The sequence below is a fragment of the Candidatus Chloroploca sp. Khr17 genome, from assembly GCF_004138165.1.
Taxonomy (GTDB): domain Bacteria; phylum Chloroflexota; class Chloroflexia; order Chloroflexales; family Chloroflexaceae; genus Chloroploca.
Genome location: NZ_RYFF01000072.1, coordinates 1 through 19,335 on the forward strand (window position 1 = coordinate 1; position 19,335 = coordinate 19,335).

The window sequence follows — 19,335 nt, forward strand, 5'->3', positions numbered from 1 at the left end:
AGGGTGTACCCTGGAGCGCCAACTGCACCGCGATGGCGCGTCGATACTCGCGTACGTCGGTGGTCGTTTGGAGAAATGCGTGCAGGTCAGTCTCCATCGGTCATCCTCCCAGGGTAAGCACGGTACGTCCGGGAGATGATACCACAAAATCGCCGCCTGGTTTACAAACCATCTAGGACTGCTATAGTACCGCTATCAATTGTGTAGAGGCGTTCGATAATGCCAGTCTCGATTGACCATTCACGACGCAGACGTTCATTAAAAGTATCAAGTAGAGATGTATCTTTTAAATCATGGTATATATTAAACCATGTTTCGGCTAATGATTCAACTTCCCCGGAAGCTAAACTTTCCCAATCAGCGGGTAAGTCTTTGATTTCTACCCACGCCATTCGATCCCTCCCTAGGCCTGCTGTTTACTAGTGGATGCCAGAATTGTACTGCGACTGTAAGGCTTTGTCCAAAGGTGTGCTTCACATAGATCAGCCCAACATGAAACGGTAGATGTCATGACCAATTTAGTGCCATTCACTTGAACCGTAAGGGTGTAGCGGTAGTCTTGCTGATCACCACCCAGACCACCCCGGCCAGTCCGAGCAGGTGCAGGCCCACCAGGAGCCAGAAGGTGAGTTGGTAGGCCTTTCAGGTACGGATGACCCCGCGATGACGACGGGCCATGGGTTGCTCGGTGCTAAAGGTGAGTTGGTAGGCCTTTCAGGTACGGATGACCCCGCGATGACGACGGGCCATGGGTTGCTCGGTGCTAGGGGAGCCGCTCGATCTGCGCGGCATACGGGGCACGCTTCCTTTCCGGGCACTGCGTGGCGTGCGCATGCACCGCGTTTGCGTTGGCGAAGACGGCACCGCATGTGGTGCAGGCATAGATCAGCCCAGTCGTCGCGCCCACCGAAGCGGGGTCAGGTTGCGCAGCGCACGCATTGGCATGCGCCTGAGCGGTGGCAGCTATAGCACCATCGGGGCACCAGCGCATCCCTCACCGCTGGGCGGGTAGGGCTGATGCAACGTCCCAGGAGGGTTAGATAAAGTCCGCAGATGACGCAGATGACGCAGATGACAGCTTCCGCAGAGCAGCGGGGCATGGATCCCCTTCGTGTCTGCTTGGTTTAACGCAGAGGCGCAGAGGCGCAACGGATCATCTCGATCTTTGCGCCTTCGCGCCTTGGCGTCAAAACATGAAGCCTGGTGCGGCACGCTCCCTGATTTCCTTGGGTAATACCATCATTATCATATGTAAATATGCTATACTTGCTTTCAGATAATGTGGCATCGCTCATGCCCCCGCTGCCATTGTCGTCAGGGGTTACTGCTGCTCACTATACCCCGAACCAAGGCGCGTCCGTCATACCAGGGAGCTTTTCATGCGCCTCGAAGCATTGACCGTTGGACAGTCGCTGATGGGGGTCGAGCCCGCTGCGGTTGCCACCGTGATGGCGGTGCTGTCTATTGGGGATGGCGCGGTGCAGATCGTGTACAAGACTCCCGATGGCACGATCAGGGAACGCCTGCTCGGGCGCGATGATGAAGCGACGATTGATCTCGCCACCGTCGAGCGCCCTTGGTCGTTTGATGGGAACGGTGAGGATTTCAAGCTCGTTGTTGAGGCCAAACGCATTGACCTTGCGTTCCTCTTTGACCCGATGATGGCGGTGCATACCTCGAATGTCCAACCGCTCCCCCATCAGATTACGGCGGTGTATGAGTCGATGCTCCCCCGCCAGCCCTTACGCTATGTGCTGGCCGATGACCCTGGGGCGGGCAAGACGATTATGGCCGGTCTCTACATCCGTGAGTTGCTGATGCGGGCCGATGCGCGACGCATCCTCATCGTTGCCCCCGGGAGCTTGGTGGGTCAGTGGCGCGATGAACTCTTTGAGAAATTTGGGCTGGATTTCCGTGTCTATACGCGCGACCTTGAGGAGGCCTCGCCGAGCGGGAATCCCTTTGCCGATCACCATCACTTGATTGTGCGGCTCGATCAGATGTCGCGCAATGAGGATGCCCAGGAGAAACTCTGTCGTGCGGGATGGGATCTGGTCGTGTTTGACGAGGCCCATAAGCTCTCGGCGCACTTTTCAGGGCGCGAGATTGCGCGCACCAAGCGCTTCAACTTCGCCGAGAAGCTCGGCCAGCATACCCGGCACTTGCTCCTGATGACTGCTACGCCACACAATGGCAAAGAGGAAGACTTTCAGCTCTTCCTCTCGCTGCTCGACGCTGACCGCTTCTACGGGAAGTTCCGCGACGGTGTCCACAAAGTTGACGTGTCCGATCTGATGCGACGCATGGTCAAAGAGGAGATGGTGCGCTTCGACGGTACGCCGCTCTTCCCCGAGCGCAAGGCCTACACGGCCAACTATACGCTCTCGGCTCTGGAATATGCGCTCTACGAGGCGGTGACCCAGTACGTCCAGATGGAGATGGGCAAGGCCGACCAGCTTGATGGTGCCCGCCGAGGCTCGGTGGGCTTCGCGCTGACCTCGCTCCAGCGCCGTCTCGCCTCCAGCCCCGAGGCGATCTTCCAATCCCTCAAGCGGCGCAAGGAGCGCTTGGAGCGTCGGCTCGATGAGGAGCGGTTTGGCCTCAATGGTCAGTCGGTGCGCGCCGAGACGCTCGCTGGGATCCCTGAGGATGACGACGACCTCACCGCCGAGGAGCAGGAGCACCTTGAGGAAACCCTGGTTGACCAGGCGAGTGCGTCGCGCAATAGGGCTGAGCTTGAGCAGGAGATCGCGATCCTCACTCAGCTTGAGCAGCAGGCCAAAGCGGTCGTCGCTTCGGGGCAGGATCGGAAATGGGACGAACTCTCGCGGATCTTGCAGAACCATCCCGAGATGCGTGACGCCGCTGGACGCCAGCGCAAGCTCATCGTCTTCTCGGAGCACCGCGACACGCTGAATTACCTGCACCAGCGAATTGCGGGCGTGCTCGGCACAAGCGAGGCCATTGTGACCATTCACGGTGGCACACACCGCGATGATCGCCAACGCATCCAGACCCTCTTTCGTTCCGATCCTGAGACGCGGGTCCTCATCGCCACCGATGCGGCGGGTGAGGGCGTCAACCTGCAGACCGCCAACCTGATGGTCAACTATGACCTGCCGTGGAACCCCAACCGGCTTGAGCAGCGCTTCGGGCGCATCCACCGGATCGGGCAGCACGAGGTCTGTCACCTGTGGAACTTGGTCGCGAAGGAGACGCGTGAGGGCGCTGTCTACCATCGCCTCCTCCAGAAACTCGAAGCCGAGAGCGATGCGCTCAAGGGCCGGGTCTTCGACATTCTCGGCGAGGTCTTCGAGAATATCAGCCTCAAGGATCTCCTGCTGCAAGCCATCCGCTATGGCGACCAGCCAGAGGTACGCGCCCGCCTCGGCCAGCGGATCGAGCGCGCCCTCGACTACGCGCACCTGCGTGCGATCCTCGACCGCAACGCGCTGGCCCAGGAGACGATGAGCCCCGAGCGGATCTTCGCGGTGCGCGAGGAGATGGAGAAGGCTGAGGCCCGCCGCCTCCAGCCCTACTTTGTCCGTTCGTTCTTCATGAAGGCGTTCAAAGCGCTGGGCGGCTCGATCTACCCGCGTGAGGCGGAGCGCTTCGAGATCACCCACGTCCCAGCCACGATCCAGGAGCGTGACCGCCTGATCACCGGGCGCAACCATCGCGAGCCCGAACCCGTGCTCAAGCGGTACGAGCGCGTCTGCTTCACGAAAGAGGCCATGCAGCCGCTGGATCGTCCGGGCATCTCCCGTGCCGTCTTGCTCCATCCTGGTCACCCGCTGATGCTGGCGCTCAGTGACCTGCTGCTCACGCAGCATGGCAACCTGCTGCGCCAGGGGGCTGTCCTGCTCGACCCAGCGGATGACGGGGCGACGCCGAGTCTGCTCTTTCTGCTCACGCACGCGATCAAGTCCGGCGACGGTCAGGTGCTGTCCAAGCGCCTGCAGTTTGTGCGCGTCGCGCCGGATGGCTCAGCCACCTTCGCTGGCTGGGCGCCGCACCTTGATCTCGAGCCAATCGGCCCAGACGACCGGGCCCTGCTCGACCCGGTGCTTGCCGAGCCCTGGATTCGGGTTGACCAAGAGCAGCGTGCGCTCGCGCTGGCCGCCGCCACCCTGGTGCCAGACCACATGCGCGAGATCGCGGGGCGGCACGTCGCCTACGTGGACAAGGTGCTCGCGGCGGTTCACGAGCGCCTGACCAAAGAGATTGCCTTCTGGTCGGACCGCTGGCTCAAGCTCAAGGAAGACCTGGAAGCGGGCAAGGATGTGCGGTTGCCGCTAGAAAACGCCCATCGCACGATTCATGACCTTGCGGGCCGGCTCGACAACCGCAAGCACGAGCTTCAAGCCATGCGTCACGTCACTTCGGCCACGCCGGTGGCGCTCGGCGGTGCGCTGGTCATCCCAGTTGGGTTGCTGCGCGGCCTGCGCGGTGAGACCACGCCTGATGCGGTGGCGACGTTTGCGGCTGATGCGGCCGCCCGCGCCCGCATTGAGCGCCTGGCGATGGACGCCGTGCGGCGAGTTGAGGAAGCGGCTGGCTGCTGCGTGGTTGATGTAGCGGCACAGCAGTGCGGCTGGGATCTCACCTCTTACCCACCAGCGACGCAGGGCAAACAACCCGAGGTGCGGCACATCGAGGTGAAGGGGCGGGTCAAGGGGGCGCGCACCGTGACGATCACCCGCAACGAGATCCTCTATGCGCTGAACCAAGCTGACAAGTTCGTCCTGGCTATCGTGTTCGTGAACGAAGATGACACCGTTGACGGCCCCTACTACCTGCGGAAACCGTTCGATCAGGAGCCGGGCTGGGGTGTCGCGTCGATCAACTTTGACCTGCGTGCCTTGCTGAACAGAGGAGCGACCACCCCATGACCCCTCCCGTCAAATCACCCCGCAAACTGATTGAAGTCGCGCTCCCGCTTGATGCGATCAATGCGGCGGCGGCACGGGAGAAGTCCATCCGGCACGGGCATCCCAGTACGCTGCACCTGTGGTGGGCGCGGCGTCCGCTGGCGGCGGCGCGAGCGGTCATTTTCGCCCAACTCGTGAACGATCCGGGCTACCAGCAGGGTAACGGGTTCAAGTACGGCATGAATAAGAAGGCTGCCGCCGAAGAACGCAAACGTCTGTTCAAGATCATCGAAGATCTCGTGCTGTGGGAAAATACAACGAACGAGGAGGTACTGGAGCGTGCCCGCGCTGAGATCCGCCGCTCGTGGCGCGAAGTCTGCGAACTGAACAAGGATCACCCGCAGGCTGCCGAACTCTTCAACCCCGAGAAACTCCCCGCGCTGCACGACCCATTCGCGGGGGGAGGGGCGATCCCGCTCGAGGCTCAGAGGCTGGGCTTGGAAGCCTACGCTAGTGACCTCAATCCGGTGGCGGTGCTGATCAACAAAGCAATGATCGAAATTCCGCCGAAGTTTGCGGGGATGGCTCCGGTCAATCCAGAAAGTAGGAAGAAGGAAAGAGAAAATAGGGGAGGGGTTGATGCATTTCAAGGAACTGATCGTATGGCAGAAGGCGATGGCAGCCACGCGGGAGGTCTACCGCCTGGTGTCGCTCCTGCCACGCGAGGAGACCTACGGGATGCGATCGCAGATCACCCGAGCGGCGGTATCGATTCCGGCGAACATTGCGGAGGGCTGGGCACGGGAGTCGGACAAAGAGAAGGCGCAATTTCTGGCGATCGCACAGGGATCACTGGCGGAAGTGGAGACCCTGCTCATCCTGTGCCAAGATCTGGGCTGGTTTCCAGAACAGGAGACCGAGATCTTACGTGGCTTGATGAGCGAGGTGGGGCGGATGCTGACCTCAATGCGGCGACAACGACGGGCGGAGTAGGAAGTAGGAAGAAGGAAAGAGAAAATAGTACAGTGCTACACCAGACTCCTACTACTTCCTCTTTTCTATCTTCTCTATCTTCTTCCTACAAAGGTGCTCAGGGCTTGGCTGAGGACGTGCGGTACTATGGACAGTGGATGCGTGATGAAGCGCAGAAGCGCATTGGACACCTGTACCCGCCTATCGAGATCACTGCCGAGATGGCCCGCGAACGGCCAGACTTGAAGCCCTTAGTTGGCAAGAAGCTCACCGTCATTGCCTGGCTCTGGGCGCGTACGGTCAAGAGTCCGAATCCGGCCTTTTCGCATGTGGATGTGCCGCTAGCTTCTACTTTTCTCCTCTCCAGCAAGACGGGTAAAGAAGCATATGTTGAGCCCATTATTGAGAACGGTAGATACCACTTTACGGTGAAGATAGGCAAGCCACCTGCAGAGGCAAAAAATGGCACTAAGTTAGCCCGTGGAGCCAACTTTCGTTGCCTCATGTCAAATGTAGCCATCGAAAGTGATTATATTAAAGCTGAAGGTTGCGCTGGCCGCATGAGTACAAAAATGATGGCTATTGTTGCTGAGGGAATACGTGGTCGTGTGTACATTGCACCAACACTAGAAATGGAAGCCATTGCTGCTCAAGCGGAACCTACATGGAAGCCTGATCTACCACTCCCCGATGATCATCGAAACTTCTGGACATTCAGCTATGGCCTCACTACCTACGGAGAGCTTTTTACCCCGCGCCAACTTGTCACGCTGAACACCTTTGCCGACCTGGTGGGCGAGGCGCGTGAGCGGGTGCGGCGCGATGCGCTGGCGACCGGGATGTGCGATGATAGGCGTGGAATCGATGCGTGCGGCAACGGCGCGACGGCGTATGCGGAGGCAGTGGGGGTGTATTTGGCGTTAGCGGTTTCAAAGATTACCAATATCGGCTCGTCAATTGCCTCATGGATGAGTGATCGTGGTGCATTTCGTGAAACGTTCGCTCGCCAGGCAATTCCAATGGTTTGGGATTTTGCCGAGGCTAACACGTTTGCCGATGTTGGAGGAAGCCTTGCAACAGCACTCGATAAAGGCGCAATGGCAATCGCCACGTTCCCAGCTACCCCAACATCAATTGCTTCACAAAATGATGCTTCTTCGCAGGAAATTGCCCTCGGCAAATTAGTGTCTACTGATCCTCCTTACTATGACAATATTGGCTACGCTGATCTCTCTGACTTCTTCTATGTCTGGCTGCGGCGCACACTGCGCCCGATCTTCCCCGATCTCTTTGCCACGATTGCCGTACCCAAAGCGGAAGAGTTAGTCGCTACACCCTATCGCCATGGTGGAAAAGAAAGCGCAGAGAAGTTTTTCCTCGAGGGAATGACTCGGGCTATGCGGCGTCTCGTAGAGCAAGCTCATCCTGGCTTTCCTGTGACGATTTATTACGCTTTCAAACAATCTGAAACAAGTTACACTGATGGCACTGGCAGTACTGGCTGGGAGACGTTTCTTGATGCAGTAATTTGTGCCGGCTTTGCTATTAGTGGCACCTGGCCGATGCGTACAGAAGGTTCAGGACGCATGATTGCATTAGGTACCAACGCCCTCGCCTCCAGCATCGTCCTCGTCTGCCGCAAGCGCTCCGCTGACGCGCCCACTATCTCGCGCCGCGAGTTTCTGCGCGAGCTGAACGCGGTGCTACCCGAAGCGCTCGACGAGATGACCCGAGGGGCGGGTGACGACCGCTCGCCCGTTGCGCCGGTGGATCTCTCTCAGGCCATTATCGGTCCCGGCATGGCGGTCTTCTCCAAGTATGCCGCCGTGCTTGAGGCGGACGGCACACCAATGAGCGTCCGCACCGCGCTGCAGCTGATCAACCGCTTCCTGGCCGAGGACGAGTTCGACCCTGATACGCAGTTCTGCCTGCACTGGTTCGAGCAACACGGCTGGGGCGAGGGGCGCTTTGGCGTTGCCGATACGCTCTCGCGTGCGAAGGGCACCAGTGTTGATGGCATGCGCGACGCGGGCGTGATCGAGTCTGGGGGCGGTATCGTGCGCCTGCGGAAGTGGTCAGAGTACCCGCAGCATTGGAACCCGCAGAGCGATACGCGTGCCCCGGTCTGGGAGACCCTGCACCACCTCATTCGCGCCCTCAAGCAGGACGGCGACGCTGGGGCGGGCGGCATCCTCGCCAATGTGCGCGGCAAAAGCGAGGCCGCACGGCAACTCGCGTATCGCCTCTACACGCTCTGCGAGCGTCAGGGCTGGGCCGATGACGCCCGCGCCTACAACGAACTGATCACCAGTTGGAGCGGCATCGAGCTTGCCGCCGCTGATGCACCGACGAAGCCGACCCAATCGCGACTCTTTGACTGATCGCTCAGCAATGGGAGCAATACGATGAAACCCTGGCGCGAAGTAGCCATCCCTCACCCGGATGTGCTTGAGGGAACCTTCCAGCAATCCGAGTTCGCTGCGGACATTACCGCTGTCCGCTCTGGCAAAGCCTCCCGGGAGTACCAGGACGCTGCCGCGTTCTTCCAACGCACGTTCATCACCGAAGGCATGCGCCTGCTCCTGATCCAAGTCGCCCAACGGCTGAACGGACGAGGCGGCGAGCCAGTGATCCAACTGCAAACCGCTTTTGGTGGCGGCAAGACGCACACCATGCTCGCGGTCTACCACCTTGCCACCCGGGCAAAGAACTTGAGCGACCTGGTGGGCATCCCGGATCTCATCGACCAGGCAGGTCTGATGGACGTACCGCAGGCCCGCGTTGCCGTGCTTGATGGCAACGCCCACGCGCCTGGCCAACCGTGGTTTCATAGCAACCAGCGCATCTGTACCCTCTGGGGCGAACTCGCATGGCAACTCGGTGGTGCCGAAGGGCTCGCCCTGGTGCAAGAGGCGGATGCCACGGGCACCTCACCTGGGAAGGATCTGCTCAAGACGCTGTTAGCGCAGTATGCCCCCTGCGTGGTGCTGATTGACGAACTGGTCGCCTACATTCGGCAATTCCAGGAGGGCCAGCCCCTCAGTGGCGGTAGTTTCGACAGCAACCTCTCCTTCGTTCAGGCGCTCACCGAAGCATGCAAGCTCGTGCCCAATGCCATCCTGCTCGCCTCCTTGCCTGAGTCAGAGATCGAGGCTGGCAGCCAGCGAGGGGTATCTGCGTTGCGCGCACTCGAAAAGACCTTCGGTCGGGTGCAGGCGCTCTGGAAGCCCGTCGCGACGGAAGAAGCCTTCGAGATTGTCCGTCGGCGCTTGTTCGAGCCGGTGAGCGACGCCCATGCCCGCGACGTGGTCTGTCGTGCCTTCACCGACGCCTATCTCGCCGAGGGCACCCGGCTGCCCAGCGAAACCCAGGAGACGCGCTACTTCGACCGGCTGGTTCAGGCGTATCCCATCCACCCGGAAGTCTTCGACCGGCTCTACGAAGACTGGACGACGATTGACGGCTTCCAGCGCACGCGCGGCGTACTCAAACTGATGGCCAAGGTGATCTACCGGCTGTGGAAGGACGCCAACAAGGATTACCTCATCCTCCCCGGCAGTCTGCCGCTCTACGACGGCAGCGCACGCAATGAACTGACCTACTACCTCCCTGCGGGATGGGATCCCGTGATCGAAAAAGACATTGACGGCGACCGGGCTGAGACGACCGATCTCGAGAGCAAAGAACCGCGCTTTGGTGCCGTGAACGCCGCCCGCCGAGTGGCCCGCACGCTCTTCCTTGGCAGCGCACCCTCCTCAGGTTCGACCAAGCCAGGGATTCGCGGGCTCGACCGGGCGCGGATCATCCTGGGCTGCCTCCAGCCAGGCCAGACCGCCTCGACCTACTCGGATGCCCTGAACCGCCTGGTGGATCGGCTGCACTACCTCAACAGCTCGGGCGACAAGGCGCAGGACACGACGCTCTTCTGGTTCGACACACGGGCCAACCTCCGCCGCGAGATGGAGGAACGCAAAAAACGCTTTGACGACAAGAGCGACGTCCGAGGAAAACTGGACAGTGTGCTCAAGAAGCTGACCAACGGGATCACTTTTTTTGATGGCACGCACGTCTTCACCCCCCACGCAGATGTACCCGACGACAGTGCGCTCCGGCTCGTCCTGCTGCTGCCTGAACAGTTCTACTCCCGTGAAGAGACGCGCCAGGGGGTTGATGCAGTGCTGGACTACCTCCGGAACCACGGCCTCAAGCCGCGTTACCGGAGCAACCGGCTCATCTTCCTCGCCCCCGACCACGGCTCGTTGGTGCGGCTCCGCGACTGCATCAGGATCGCGCTCGCCTGGGCCTCGATTGTTGATGACGTGAAGAGCGGGCGCTTAAACATTGATCAACTCCAAAAGCGGCAGGCCGAGAAAGAGCTCCAGACCGCTGAGGACGTGCTGCCACGGGTCGCCCGTGAATGCTACCGCTGGCTGCTCTGCCCGGTACAGCACACGCCCACCGATCCGCGCCCATCCGTCGAGGCCTTCCCGCTCAACACCAGCAGCGCATCATTGGGCAGCGAAATCGAGCGCATCTGTGTGGATAACGAACTCGTGATCAGCGCCTGGTCGCCCATCCACCTACGGACAAAGCTACACGCCCTGTACTGGAAGCCTGACAAAGCGAGCGTCGCGGCGCTTGCCTTCTGGGAAGACAGCCTGCGCTACCTGTACCTCCCGCGCTTACGAACGCGCAGCGTCTTAGAGCAGGCCATCCTCAAAGGGGCGGCCAGCCGCGACTTTTTCGGTACCGCCTACGGACAAAGCGACGGCGTCTTTGCGGGCTTCAAACTCGGCAACGCCAACATTCAGGTGGATCCCACGCTGCTGCTGATCGAACCGACGGCAGCGGCGCAGTACGAGGCAGCCCGAGCTGCTGAGGAAGTCGCGAAGGCGCCAGCGCCCCCAGCGGAACCACCGCAGCCGCCTGGCCCTGGCCCGGACTATCCTCCGATCCCAGGCAACCCACAAAAACAGATGCAAGAAGAGAGGGAATGGGGCAAGCCGACGCCCCCAACGAGCGACGACAAAGCAAAGGCCCACACCTTCATCGGCACCGTTGAAGTGAACGCAGCGACCGCCAAGACACGCTTCGTCGAAATCGCTGACGAGATCATCAGCCACCTAACGAGTGACATGCTCGCATCGGTCCAGGTGAGCGTAGAGATCAAGGCCGATTTCCCTGCTGGCGTCTCTGACCAGATCAAGCGGGTTGTCTCGGAGAATGCCGCGAACCTGGGGTTTAAGAACAAGACGTGGGAGTAACGAACAGACCTGTGAGGCCTGCTTTGAACAGTATTGAGTAGTGTGGAACGTAAGTTCTCTGGGGTCGTTCGCCGACCACGAATGGGGGCACGAATAAACGAATAATTGCGTCACAAAGCCCATATTCGTGGTCGGCGGTGCTACCGGGAAACTTATGTTACAGACTATTGAGTAGTGTGGAACGTAAGTTCTCTGATGATTTGACGCAAAGGCGCAAAGGGTTTGGCGTCTTCTATCGCGGCCTGATGCGCTCGGCTCTTTCCTATTTTCTAGCTCCTACATCCTTGTCTAAGGAGACACGATGACGACCATTCTCATCCGCGAGATTACCAATGCTGGCGACGGCCCCAACGCCACGCTGAGCATCGACGGTCAGGGCGAGTACCCGGTCACGGTGCGCGACCCCTTCGACCCGGAGGAGGAGCGCCTCTTGGAGTGGTACTTCGAGCAGTGGCTGCGCTTCCCCTTCACCGACTACGTCCTGGCCGCCACGACCGCCCGCAGCATCCAGACGTACGGCACGCACCTCTTCGACCAGATCTTCGCCGACCGCAACGCCTTCGCGCACTACAGTCAGGTGCGCCAGGCCAACCTGGGCGACATCCGGATTGAGGTGGCAGGCTCGCCCGCGTTCCATGCGCTGCACTGGGAAGCCCTCTACGACCCGACCCTCCAGAAGCACCTGGCTCTGGAGGCGACGATGGTACGCCGCACGAACGCCCCACCAGCGTTGCGCGCCGAGGCCCGCCCTGGCCCGACGATCAACCTGCTGCTGGTCACCGCCCGCCCCGGCGGTGCCCGCGATGTCGGCTACCGCACCATCGCCCGGCCCCTTGTCGAGCTACTGCACCAGAGCAAGCTCCCTGTGCAGATTGACCTAGTACGCCCGGGGAGCTACCAGGCGCTGGTACACCACCTGAACGACACCCGCGACCGCCACGGCCCGGGGTATTACCACATCATCCACTTCGACCTGCACGGCGGCCTGTTGCGCTACGACGAGTTCGACCGCTTCGACCAGGCCGCCCGCGACCTGAGCGCACACACCTTCATCGGGACACGCTACGGGCGTGGCGCACTAGAGCCCTATGCGGGCCAAAAGGCCTTCCTCTTCTTTGAAGGCGCAACCGAGGGCAAGCCCGACCCGGCGGAGGCCTCTGAGGTTGCCGCTCTCTTGCAGACCCACCAGATCCCGATCGGCATCCTCAACGCCTGCCAGTCGGGCAAGCAGGTGGGGGCCAGCGAGACCAGCCTGGGCGCACGGCTGATGCAGGCCGGTGTGCGGCTGGTGCTGGCGATGGGCTACTCGGTCACGGTGAGTGCGGCCGAACGGGCCATGCAGACCCTCTACAGCCAACTCTTTGCCGGGGCCGACGTTGCCCAGGCGGTGCGCCGGGCGCGCAGCGAGTTGCACGCCGACAAGCGCCGCCGGGCCTACTTCAGCCAGGTCATCGAACTGGAGGACTGGCTGCTGCCGGTGGTCTACCAGAACGCCCCGGTGCGCCTGCACCCCACCCCGATGCGCTCCGAGGAGCACGCAGCCTTCTACGAGCGCCAGGGCCGACGCTACGAGGTCGCCGCGCCGACCTACGGCTTCATTGGCCGCGACCTGGACATCCTCGCCATCGAGCGCCGCCTGCTCGGAACCAAGAACATCCTCCTGATGCGCGGGATGGGCGGGGCCGGCAAGACCACGCTGCTGCGCCACCTGGGTGCCTGGTGGCAAACCACGGGCTTGGTTGACCAGGTCTTCGCGTTCGCCTACGACCAGCGGGCCTGGACGCGCCAGCAGATCCTCGACGCCATCGCCCAGAAACTGCTGACCTCAAAGGAGTATACCGACTTCCAGCCCATGAGTCCGGCGGACCAGCAGGCGCTGATCACGGCCAGGCTGCGGTCCACCCGCCACCTGCTGATCCTCGACAATCTCGAGTCGATCACCGGGGCCGAACTGGCTATCCGCCACACCCTGCCCGAGGACGAGCAGGCAGCGCTGCGCAGCCTCCTGGGCGCCCTGGCCGACGGACAGACCCTGGTGCTGCTTGGCTCGCGGGCGGCTGAGGAGTGGTTGTCCCCCGGCACCTTCGGCGACAACCGCTACGAGTTGCCCGGGCTCGATGCAGAGGCCGCCAGCGACCTGGCCGAAGCGATCATCAAACGCCAGGGCGGGGCGCAGTACCGTGGCACCGCAGAACTGACCCGGCTGATCGGGCTGCTTGGCGGCTTCCCGCTGGCCCTCGAGGTGGTGCTGCCCAACCTGGCCCACCAGCCTCCGGTCGAGATCCTGGAGGCGCTGCAAGCCGGTGACGCCGTGATTGATCCCAACGCCGACGCCCAGGACAAAACCCGCAGCATCCTGCGCTGCATTGACTACTCGTTCAGCAACCTCGACCCAGAGGCGCAAACCCTGCTGACCTGCCTTGCGCCCTTTGTCGGCGTAATCTTCACCAACACGCTGGGCCGCTACATCGCGGAGCTGAAGCAACAGCCGACCCTGGCCGGGCTGCCACTCGACCGGCTGCCCGAGGTGGTGCAAGCGGCGGTGGCCTGGGGCCTGCTCGCGCCGCACCCGCAGGCCCAGGGCTTCCTGCGCATCCAGCCGACGCTGCCCTACTTCCTGCGCCATCGTCTCGCGGAAGCGGCGCAGCAGGACGTGAGCGAGGCGATCGCGCTCGCCTTCGTAGCCCTGTACCAACAACGCGGTGCGGAAATGAACCAACTGCTTATGGCGAAGGAGCCACAGCAGCGCCTGGTGGGCGCTACTCTGGCCAGTCTGGAGTACGAGAACCTGCTCGCCGCCCTGGAGACGGCCCTGAGCCACCAACTGTCGCTTACCGGGATCTATGTCGCGCTCGACGAATTCTGGGACATCACGCAGGAGCATCAGCGCGGTATCACGGTCGGCGAGCGAGCACGCCAGGCGTTGGCCCGCTACCCAGCCGAGCGGCTCCAGGGTGAGGATGGCTTCTTTCTGATGCGCGTAACTGGAGATCTTGGTCGGCGATACATGGACACAAAACAGTTTGCTCAAGCGGAGCAAGCCTATCAAGCAGCCTTGCAATCAACGCTGTCGGGCAGCCCAGCGTCTGAACCGCAGCGTAAACGATGGAGAGCGACACCCTACCATCACCTGGGCATCGTCGCGCAGGCGCAGCGCCAGTGGGCCCAGGCCGAGGGCTTCTACCAGCAGGCCCTCGCCATCTTCATCGAGTTCAACGACCGCTACGCGCAGGCCAGCACCTACCATCAACTGGGTCGCGTCGCCGAGGAGCAGCGCCAGTGGGCCCAGGCCGAGCGCTTCTACCAGCAGGCCCTCGCCCTCAAAATCGAGTTCAACGACCGCTACGCGCAGGCGGGCACCTACCATCAACTGGGTCGCGTCGCCGAGGAGCAGCGCCAGTGGGCCCAGGCCGAGCGCTTCTACCAGCAGGCCCTCGCCCTCTTCATCGAGTTCAACGACCGCTACGCGCAGGCCCGCACCTACCATCAACTGGGCATCGTCGCGCAGGAGCAGCGCCAGTGGGCCGAGGCCGAGCGCTTCTACCAGCAGGCCCTCGCCCTTTTCATCGAGTTCAACGACCGCTACGCGCAGGCCAGCACCTATCATCAACTGGGCATCGTCGCGCAGGCGCAGCGCCAGTGGACCCAGGCCGAGCGCTTCTACCAGCAGGCCCTCGCCCTCAAAATCGAGTTCAACGACCGCTACGCGCAGGCCAGCACCTATCATCAACTGGGCCGCTTCGCCGAGGCGCAGCGCCAGTGGGCCCAGGCCGAGCGCTTCTACCAGCAGGCCCTCGCCATCTACGTTGAGTTCAACGACCGCTCCGGCCAGGCCAGCACCTACCATCACCTGGGCATGGTCGCGCAGGCGCAGCGCCAGTGGGTCCAGGCCGAGGGCTGCTACCAGCAGGCCCTCGCCATCTACGTTGAGTTCAACGACCGCTACGCGCAGGCGGGCATCTACGGACAGCTCGGCCTGCTCGCCGAAGCGCAAGGGCAGCTTGCCCAGGCCCAGCAGCACCTGCTCCAGGCCCTGGCGATCTTCGGCGAGTACAGCGACCAGCACAGCCTGGGCATCGCGCTGCGCAGCCTGGCCCGGCTACGGGCGGCGGGCGGCGATGCCACGCTGGCGGCAGCGGTGGCGCAGGTGCTCGGCGTGAGCGTGGCGGAGGCCGAGCAGCAGCTTCAGGCTGCGGCACCCACGGATGAGCCGGATCAGCAGGGCGGCACAGAGCCCAACGTGTGATACCATTTCAGATTTCAGATTTCAGATTTCAGATTTTGGATTGCCGATTGCCGCGTATGGCGTTCCAATGCGCCCTGGCAGCACGACCGATGCGGAGCATGAAACCTTGCCTGAGGGGAACACCAGATGGATATCCAGATTATCGTTGACAAGGATCTCGGCATCACGCCAGCGCAGATCGCCGCAGCCTGGAACACCGGATCACACGGCGTGACCCCGGCCCGCCTGGAGCCCGCCCCGGCATCATCCTATGATGCGGGGCTCCTCGAAATGATCGTTATCACCGTGATGACGATTGGTGGCACGCTCGTGGCGAGTGGGATCCAGCAGATCGTGAACGACATCTTCACGACCAAGCACCCTGCACAGCCCATCGCCGAACCGACCCAACCCGCACCATCGGCAGCGGCAGAAGAGCCGCCCATCGAGGTAATCCAGCTAACGAACCGCGATGGCAGCCCGCTGCTTGTTGTTCGACGACGTAGCTAAACGAGACCGTACGGGCCCGGCGGCGCCGTGCCCCGACCCGGTGCCGTGCCGCCGCGCCGCCCCGTACGGGCCCGGCGGTGCCGTGCCCCGCGCTGCCGTGCCCCGCGCCGCCCGGCGGCATCCCACGGGCATGGATGGGGCCACCCCGCCCGGCGTAGGGGCGCAGCAGCCCACACGCCCCCCCCATCAACCACACCGCCCGCCTCATGGCTGCTGCGCCCTCCCGTGGGTATGGCACGATCCGCTGCGGGATCGACCGCGCCCGGCGACATCCCACGGGCACGGCACGCCCCCCGTACGGGCCCGGCGGCGCCGTGCCCCGACCCGGCGCCGTGCCGCCGCGCCGCCCCGTACGGGCACGGCGGTGCCGTGCCCCGCGCCGCCGTGCCCGTACGGGCGGCGCGGCCTTGACACAACGTCCCAGTAGGGTTAGATAACGTCCGCAGATGACGCAGATGCGAAAGCTGTAATCTGCGTCATCTGCGTCATCTGCGGACAATCGAAATGACGTTGCATCAGCCCTGCGAGGTAGGTGACGTCGTCTACGAAGCTGCCAGGCGGTATGCTAAAATGAAGGTAACTTGATCGCCTTTTGACGAGCGGTTTTTCGACTAAGGCATGGTTTCAGAAGGGCCGGATCAGCGTTACACTCGACGGTAGTGCCGACTTCAGTCGGCTGAGCCGGAAGCCGACTGAAACGCTTGGTGTGAGTTCTCGTACACGGTTTTGCATCAGGATGCGGTACACGCGTAGCCTCCGCATCGCAATCGGGCGACATATGCATTTTTCGGCGGCGTCCCAGTGCGGCAAAAACGATCTCACACCAAGCGTTGAAGTCGGCACTACGATGAGCGTAAACTGTAAAGCTCCCTGAAACCTTGTCTAACGCATGTGAGGAGCCAGATGATCGATCAATCAGTAACGATTACCCACCTCGACCAGGCGGTGACGGAATGGATCGAAGGTGAGGCACAACGGACTGGACAATCAGTCGAAGCCATTGTGCGGTGGCTTTTGGTGCAAGGGATGGAAGTAGCACGGCGCCACAGTACGGCCCAACGCTACCACGACCTTGATGCCCTAGCTGGAACGTGGAGTGCCGCTGATGCGGTGGTGTTTCAGCAGGCGCTTGACGACATGAATCAACTGGATCCGACCCTATGGCAGTGATCACCGTCATGTTGGATACGAATGCCTACACGGCATTCAAGCTTGGACAGGCCGAGGCATTGGAGATCATCCAGCGTGCGCCAGTCCTCACGCTGAGTAGCATCGTCATTGGAGAATTACTGGCTGGGTTTGCGATGGGTTCTCGCGAGGCGCAAAATCGTGCTGAGTTGCAGCAGTTCCTCGCCTCGCCCCGCGTCAGTATCCGTCCGATTGATGATCGCACGGCCCAGTACTATGCTCGCATCTACCGCATTCTGACCTAAGGAGCAACCCGCATGACACACATCTATCGCAATCTGCACCCGAGTGAAGCCTATGCGTTACTGGAGGCCGATGAATCTGGTGAGGGCTACTGGACGTTTGCTGGCCTAATCTATGATCCGCTTGATCAAGCTGTGTATCGCCTCGCTGCACCGGTTGTGGTTGATGTTGATGAGCATGGCAACCTGAGCATTCCGTTGCCGACGCTCGACTATTACCCCTGGGAGGTCGCGGTCTGGACTGATCCGGTGGATCAGGACGACGTTACCCTGCTGGTCGAGGGGCCGATCATTGAGGATAATCTCTGGGAGTTGTGCCTCCCCGATGCGCCAGTCTTGCTCGGTGAACTCGGCATCATTGATGCCGATACGCACTGGCCCGAATGGGCGGCTGCGATCCGGCGCTGCACTGCGGCTTTTGCCGTCGAAGATCTCGGTGAGATTCTCGCCGCTTTGGGCTTCCATCCGCCCACAACCAATTTCGTCCCAGCGTGGAAGAGTGGCCTCTATGTCTTGCATTTGGCTGACGACCGCTACTATGTCGGTCAATCGGTCAATTTGCCTGCACGCCTCGCTGCGCACCGCCGGATCTATCCCGATCTCCACGCGGTGAGCCTGCTCAAGTTGCGGGCCAACCAAGCCGAGCTTGATCTCCGCGAGCAAGAGACAATCCAGATTCTCGAACTCCAAGGCTTTCCGTTGCTCAATATCGTGCATGCCAGCATTACGCACCAATCCTCGCCGTTTGACGACCTGATCACCCCCGATGCGCAGCAACGGTGGCTTGCCAACCCGCTTGATCTCGATCATGGCGTGCGCCCGCCGGTGAGTCCTGAACAGCGCATGAAACAGGTGCGCAAACTCAAGCGGCTGCAGCAACGCCCCGACGCCGACCGGCTGATCGCCTGTTGGCGCACGTATCTTGCGCACTGTATTCCCCGTCCTGCCGCGACCGAACCCGCCTACTGGAGTATCAGTTGTCTGCCTTCGACGAACATTAGCACCTCGCCGCGCTTGGCTTGCTTCAACATCAATGTGATGGAGATGTTTGTCGTGGGGTATTTCAAGGAAGATCCGAGGCTGCTCTGGGCATTTCTGAACGTCTCAATGAAGGGGTTTAACGAGATGTACGCCCAGCCTGGACAATTCGAGGCGGCTCATCCCGAGGCGAGTTTTGAGCCGTCGAACTATGAGGCAGCAGGCCACGATCAACTGCGGTTGATGGTTGATGGCCTCGATCAGCTTGAGTGGCTCATCGCCGATCCTGGTGTCCAGTATGCGGCGCGGCTGCTCAACCTACACCTGATGCGCAAACGCACCAACCTGTACGCACGCTACCATTGTTACGACGTAGCCGATCTGCTGCTTGCTGATGCGTAAGGCCAGGAGTGAAGCGTACCGCTTCGGAGTCCTCATGTTCAGCCTCCCGATCATCTTCATCCGCAACCTCTGGCGACGGGCGATCAATGGGATGGCAGAGCGCGGGGCGTCTTGCTGCGTCGGCTCTAGCAGCTCACCGGTCAGCTAGGCGGGCGCGTTCCTTCAGTTCCGCGCCGCTGCGCCAGCCTGATCGCACGATGCCGACCATAGGGCGATTGCATCTTCTTGCCGTGGCCGTGAACGGCTCGGCTCGTGGGGAGCGAAGGCCACCTGCGTGGCCTGATCGAGCCGACAAAGGTCGGCTTGGCCCTGCGTAACCGAGGCGTTGACGCCGACGGGAGCGGCGGCGAGGGGGGATCCACCGGTCTCGCGACCCGCACCAACCGAAGATGCCATTGCCCTAATGCCGACCACGAGCACTTCGCAGTAGCGGCGACAGGCCGCAGGCAGGGCCAGCACGGGCATGCGGATATGGAAGCAACGTAAAACCCCGACGGCGCGTCAGCAATTCCGTCAGGGTCTTCAGCACGGGCACGCAGAGGCAAACAACCCCGTCAGGGCGACGGAGTCTGCTCGTGCGCCCACGCCGCCGGGTGCAACTCAGGGTAATAGAGCACATTCGGGTCGATATCGGCCCCGTTGGGCCAGGCAATCGTGCCGTCGCGAATCTCCATCTGGCGGAA

The 19,335-nt window shown here is 61.8% G+C and carries 10 protein-coding genes and 1 pseudogene; 9 read left to right on the forward strand and 2 right to left on the reverse strand.

The window, feature by feature from the left end:
* Window positions 1-161: 161 nt before the first annotated feature.
* Window positions 162-392: a hypothetical protein gene (locus EKD05_RS23180; RefSeq protein ID WP_129677646.1), complete on the reverse strand. Its 231-nt coding sequence runs from the start codon at window positions 390-392 to the stop codon at window positions 162-164.
* Between the two features lie 987 nt (window positions 393-1,379).
* Between EKD05_RS23180 and EKD05_RS23185 the strand changes: the two genes are divergently transcribed.
* The 9 genes and pseudogenes from EKD05_RS23185 (at window position 1,380) to EKD05_RS23230 (ending at window position 18,652) form a co-directional block, all read left to right on the forward strand.
* Window positions 1,380-4,892, forward strand: coding sequence for a helicase-related protein (locus EKD05_RS23185; protein WP_129677648.1), 3,513 nt, complete (start codon window positions 1,380-1,382; stop codon window positions 4,890-4,892).
* Window positions 4,889-5,146: pseudogene (locus EKD05_RS27325) on the forward strand (DUF1156 domain-containing protein); the annotation flags it as partial. The gene EKD05_RS23185 and the pseudogene EKD05_RS27325, both read left to right, overlap by 4 nt.
* Window positions 5,147-5,546: 400 nt before the next feature.
* Complete coding sequence (locus EKD05_RS27330) at window positions 5,547-5,864, forward strand: four helix bundle protein (RefSeq protein WP_370374935.1); 318 nt, start codon at window positions 5,547-5,549, stop codon at window positions 5,862-5,864.
* A gap of 2,384 nt (window positions 5,865-8,248) precedes the next feature.
* Window positions 8,249-11,107: an ATP-binding protein gene (locus EKD05_RS23205; RefSeq protein WP_129677650.1), complete on the forward strand. Its 2,859-nt coding sequence runs from the start codon at window positions 8,249-8,251 to the stop codon at window positions 11,105-11,107.
* A 301-nt stretch (window positions 11,108-11,408) separates the two neighbouring features.
* Window positions 11,409-15,353 (forward strand): tetratricopeptide repeat protein, encoded by a 3,945-nt coding sequence (locus EKD05_RS23210; protein ID WP_129677652.1) that lies wholly within the window; start codon window positions 11,409-11,411, stop codon window positions 15,351-15,353.
* A 126-nt stretch (window positions 15,354-15,479) separates the two neighbouring features.
* On the forward strand, window positions 15,480-15,842 hold the full coding sequence (locus tag EKD05_RS23215; RefSeq protein WP_129677655.1) for a hypothetical protein: 363 nt from the start codon (window positions 15,480-15,482) through the stop codon (window positions 15,840-15,842).
* 903 nt (window positions 15,843-16,745) lie between these two features.
* Window positions 16,746-17,012 carry a hypothetical protein gene (locus EKD05_RS23220; protein ID WP_129677657.1) on the forward strand — a complete coding sequence of 89 codons (267 nt, stop codon included), beginning with the start codon at window positions 16,746-16,748 and terminating at the stop codon, window positions 17,010-17,012.
* Window positions 17,003-17,275 (forward strand): PIN domain-containing protein, encoded by a 273-nt coding sequence (locus EKD05_RS23225; RefSeq protein WP_129677659.1) that lies wholly within the window; start codon window positions 17,003-17,005, stop codon window positions 17,273-17,275. Before EKD05_RS23220 ends, EKD05_RS23225 begins: the two co-directional genes overlap by 10 nt.
* Window positions 17,276-17,287: 12 nt before the next feature.
* Entirely contained in the window at window positions 17,288-18,652 is a 1,365-nt protein-coding gene (locus tag EKD05_RS23230) for a hypothetical protein (RefSeq protein WP_129677661.1), read from the forward strand.
* Window positions 18,653-18,814: 162 nt separating this feature from the next.
* On the opposite strand, the gene EKD05_RS26555 is transcribed toward EKD05_RS23230, so the two are convergent.
* Window positions 18,815-19,117 carry a hypothetical protein gene (locus EKD05_RS26555; RefSeq protein ID WP_129677664.1) on the reverse strand — a complete coding sequence of 101 codons (303 nt, stop codon included), beginning with the start codon at window positions 19,115-19,117 and terminating at the stop codon, window positions 18,815-18,817.
* Window positions 19,118-19,335 lie beyond the last annotated feature (218 nt).

What these genes read in the sequence shown, in the direction of transcription:
- EKD05_RS23210 (WP_129677652.1), top strand. Translation starts at nt 11,409, where the DNA reads ATGACGACCATTCTCATCCGCGAGATTACCAATGCTGGCGACGGCCCC.
- EKD05_RS23180 (WP_129677646.1), bottom strand. Translation starts at nt 392, where the DNA reads ATGGCGTGGGTAGAAATCAAAGACTTACCCGCTGATTGGGAAAGTTTA.
- EKD05_RS27330 (WP_370374935.1), top strand. Translation starts at nt 5,547, where the DNA reads ATGGCAGCCACGCGGGAGGTCTACCGCCTGGTGTCGCTCCTGCCACGC.
- EKD05_RS23220 (WP_129677657.1), top strand. Translation starts at nt 16,746, where the DNA reads ATGATCGATCAATCAGTAACGATTACCCACCTCGACCAGGCGGTGACG.
- EKD05_RS23225 (WP_129677659.1), top strand. Translation starts at nt 17,003, where the DNA reads ATGGCAGTGATCACCGTCATGTTGGATACGAATGCCTACACGGCATTC.
- EKD05_RS23205 (WP_129677650.1), top strand. Translation starts at nt 8,249, where the DNA reads ATGAAACCCTGGCGCGAAGTAGCCATCCCTCACCCGGATGTGCTTGAG.
- EKD05_RS23185 (WP_129677648.1), top strand. Translation starts at nt 1,380, where the DNA reads ATGCGCCTCGAAGCATTGACCGTTGGACAGTCGCTGATGGGGGTCGAG.
- EKD05_RS26555 (WP_129677664.1), bottom strand. Translation starts at nt 19,117, where the DNA reads ATGCCCGTGCTGGCCCTGCCTGCGGCCTGTCGCCGCTACTGCGAAGTG.
- EKD05_RS23230 (WP_129677661.1), top strand. Translation starts at nt 17,288, where the DNA reads ATGACACACATCTATCGCAATCTGCACCCGAGTGAAGCCTATGCGTTA.
- EKD05_RS23215 (WP_129677655.1), top strand. Translation starts at nt 15,480, where the DNA reads ATGGATATCCAGATTATCGTTGACAAGGATCTCGGCATCACGCCAGCG.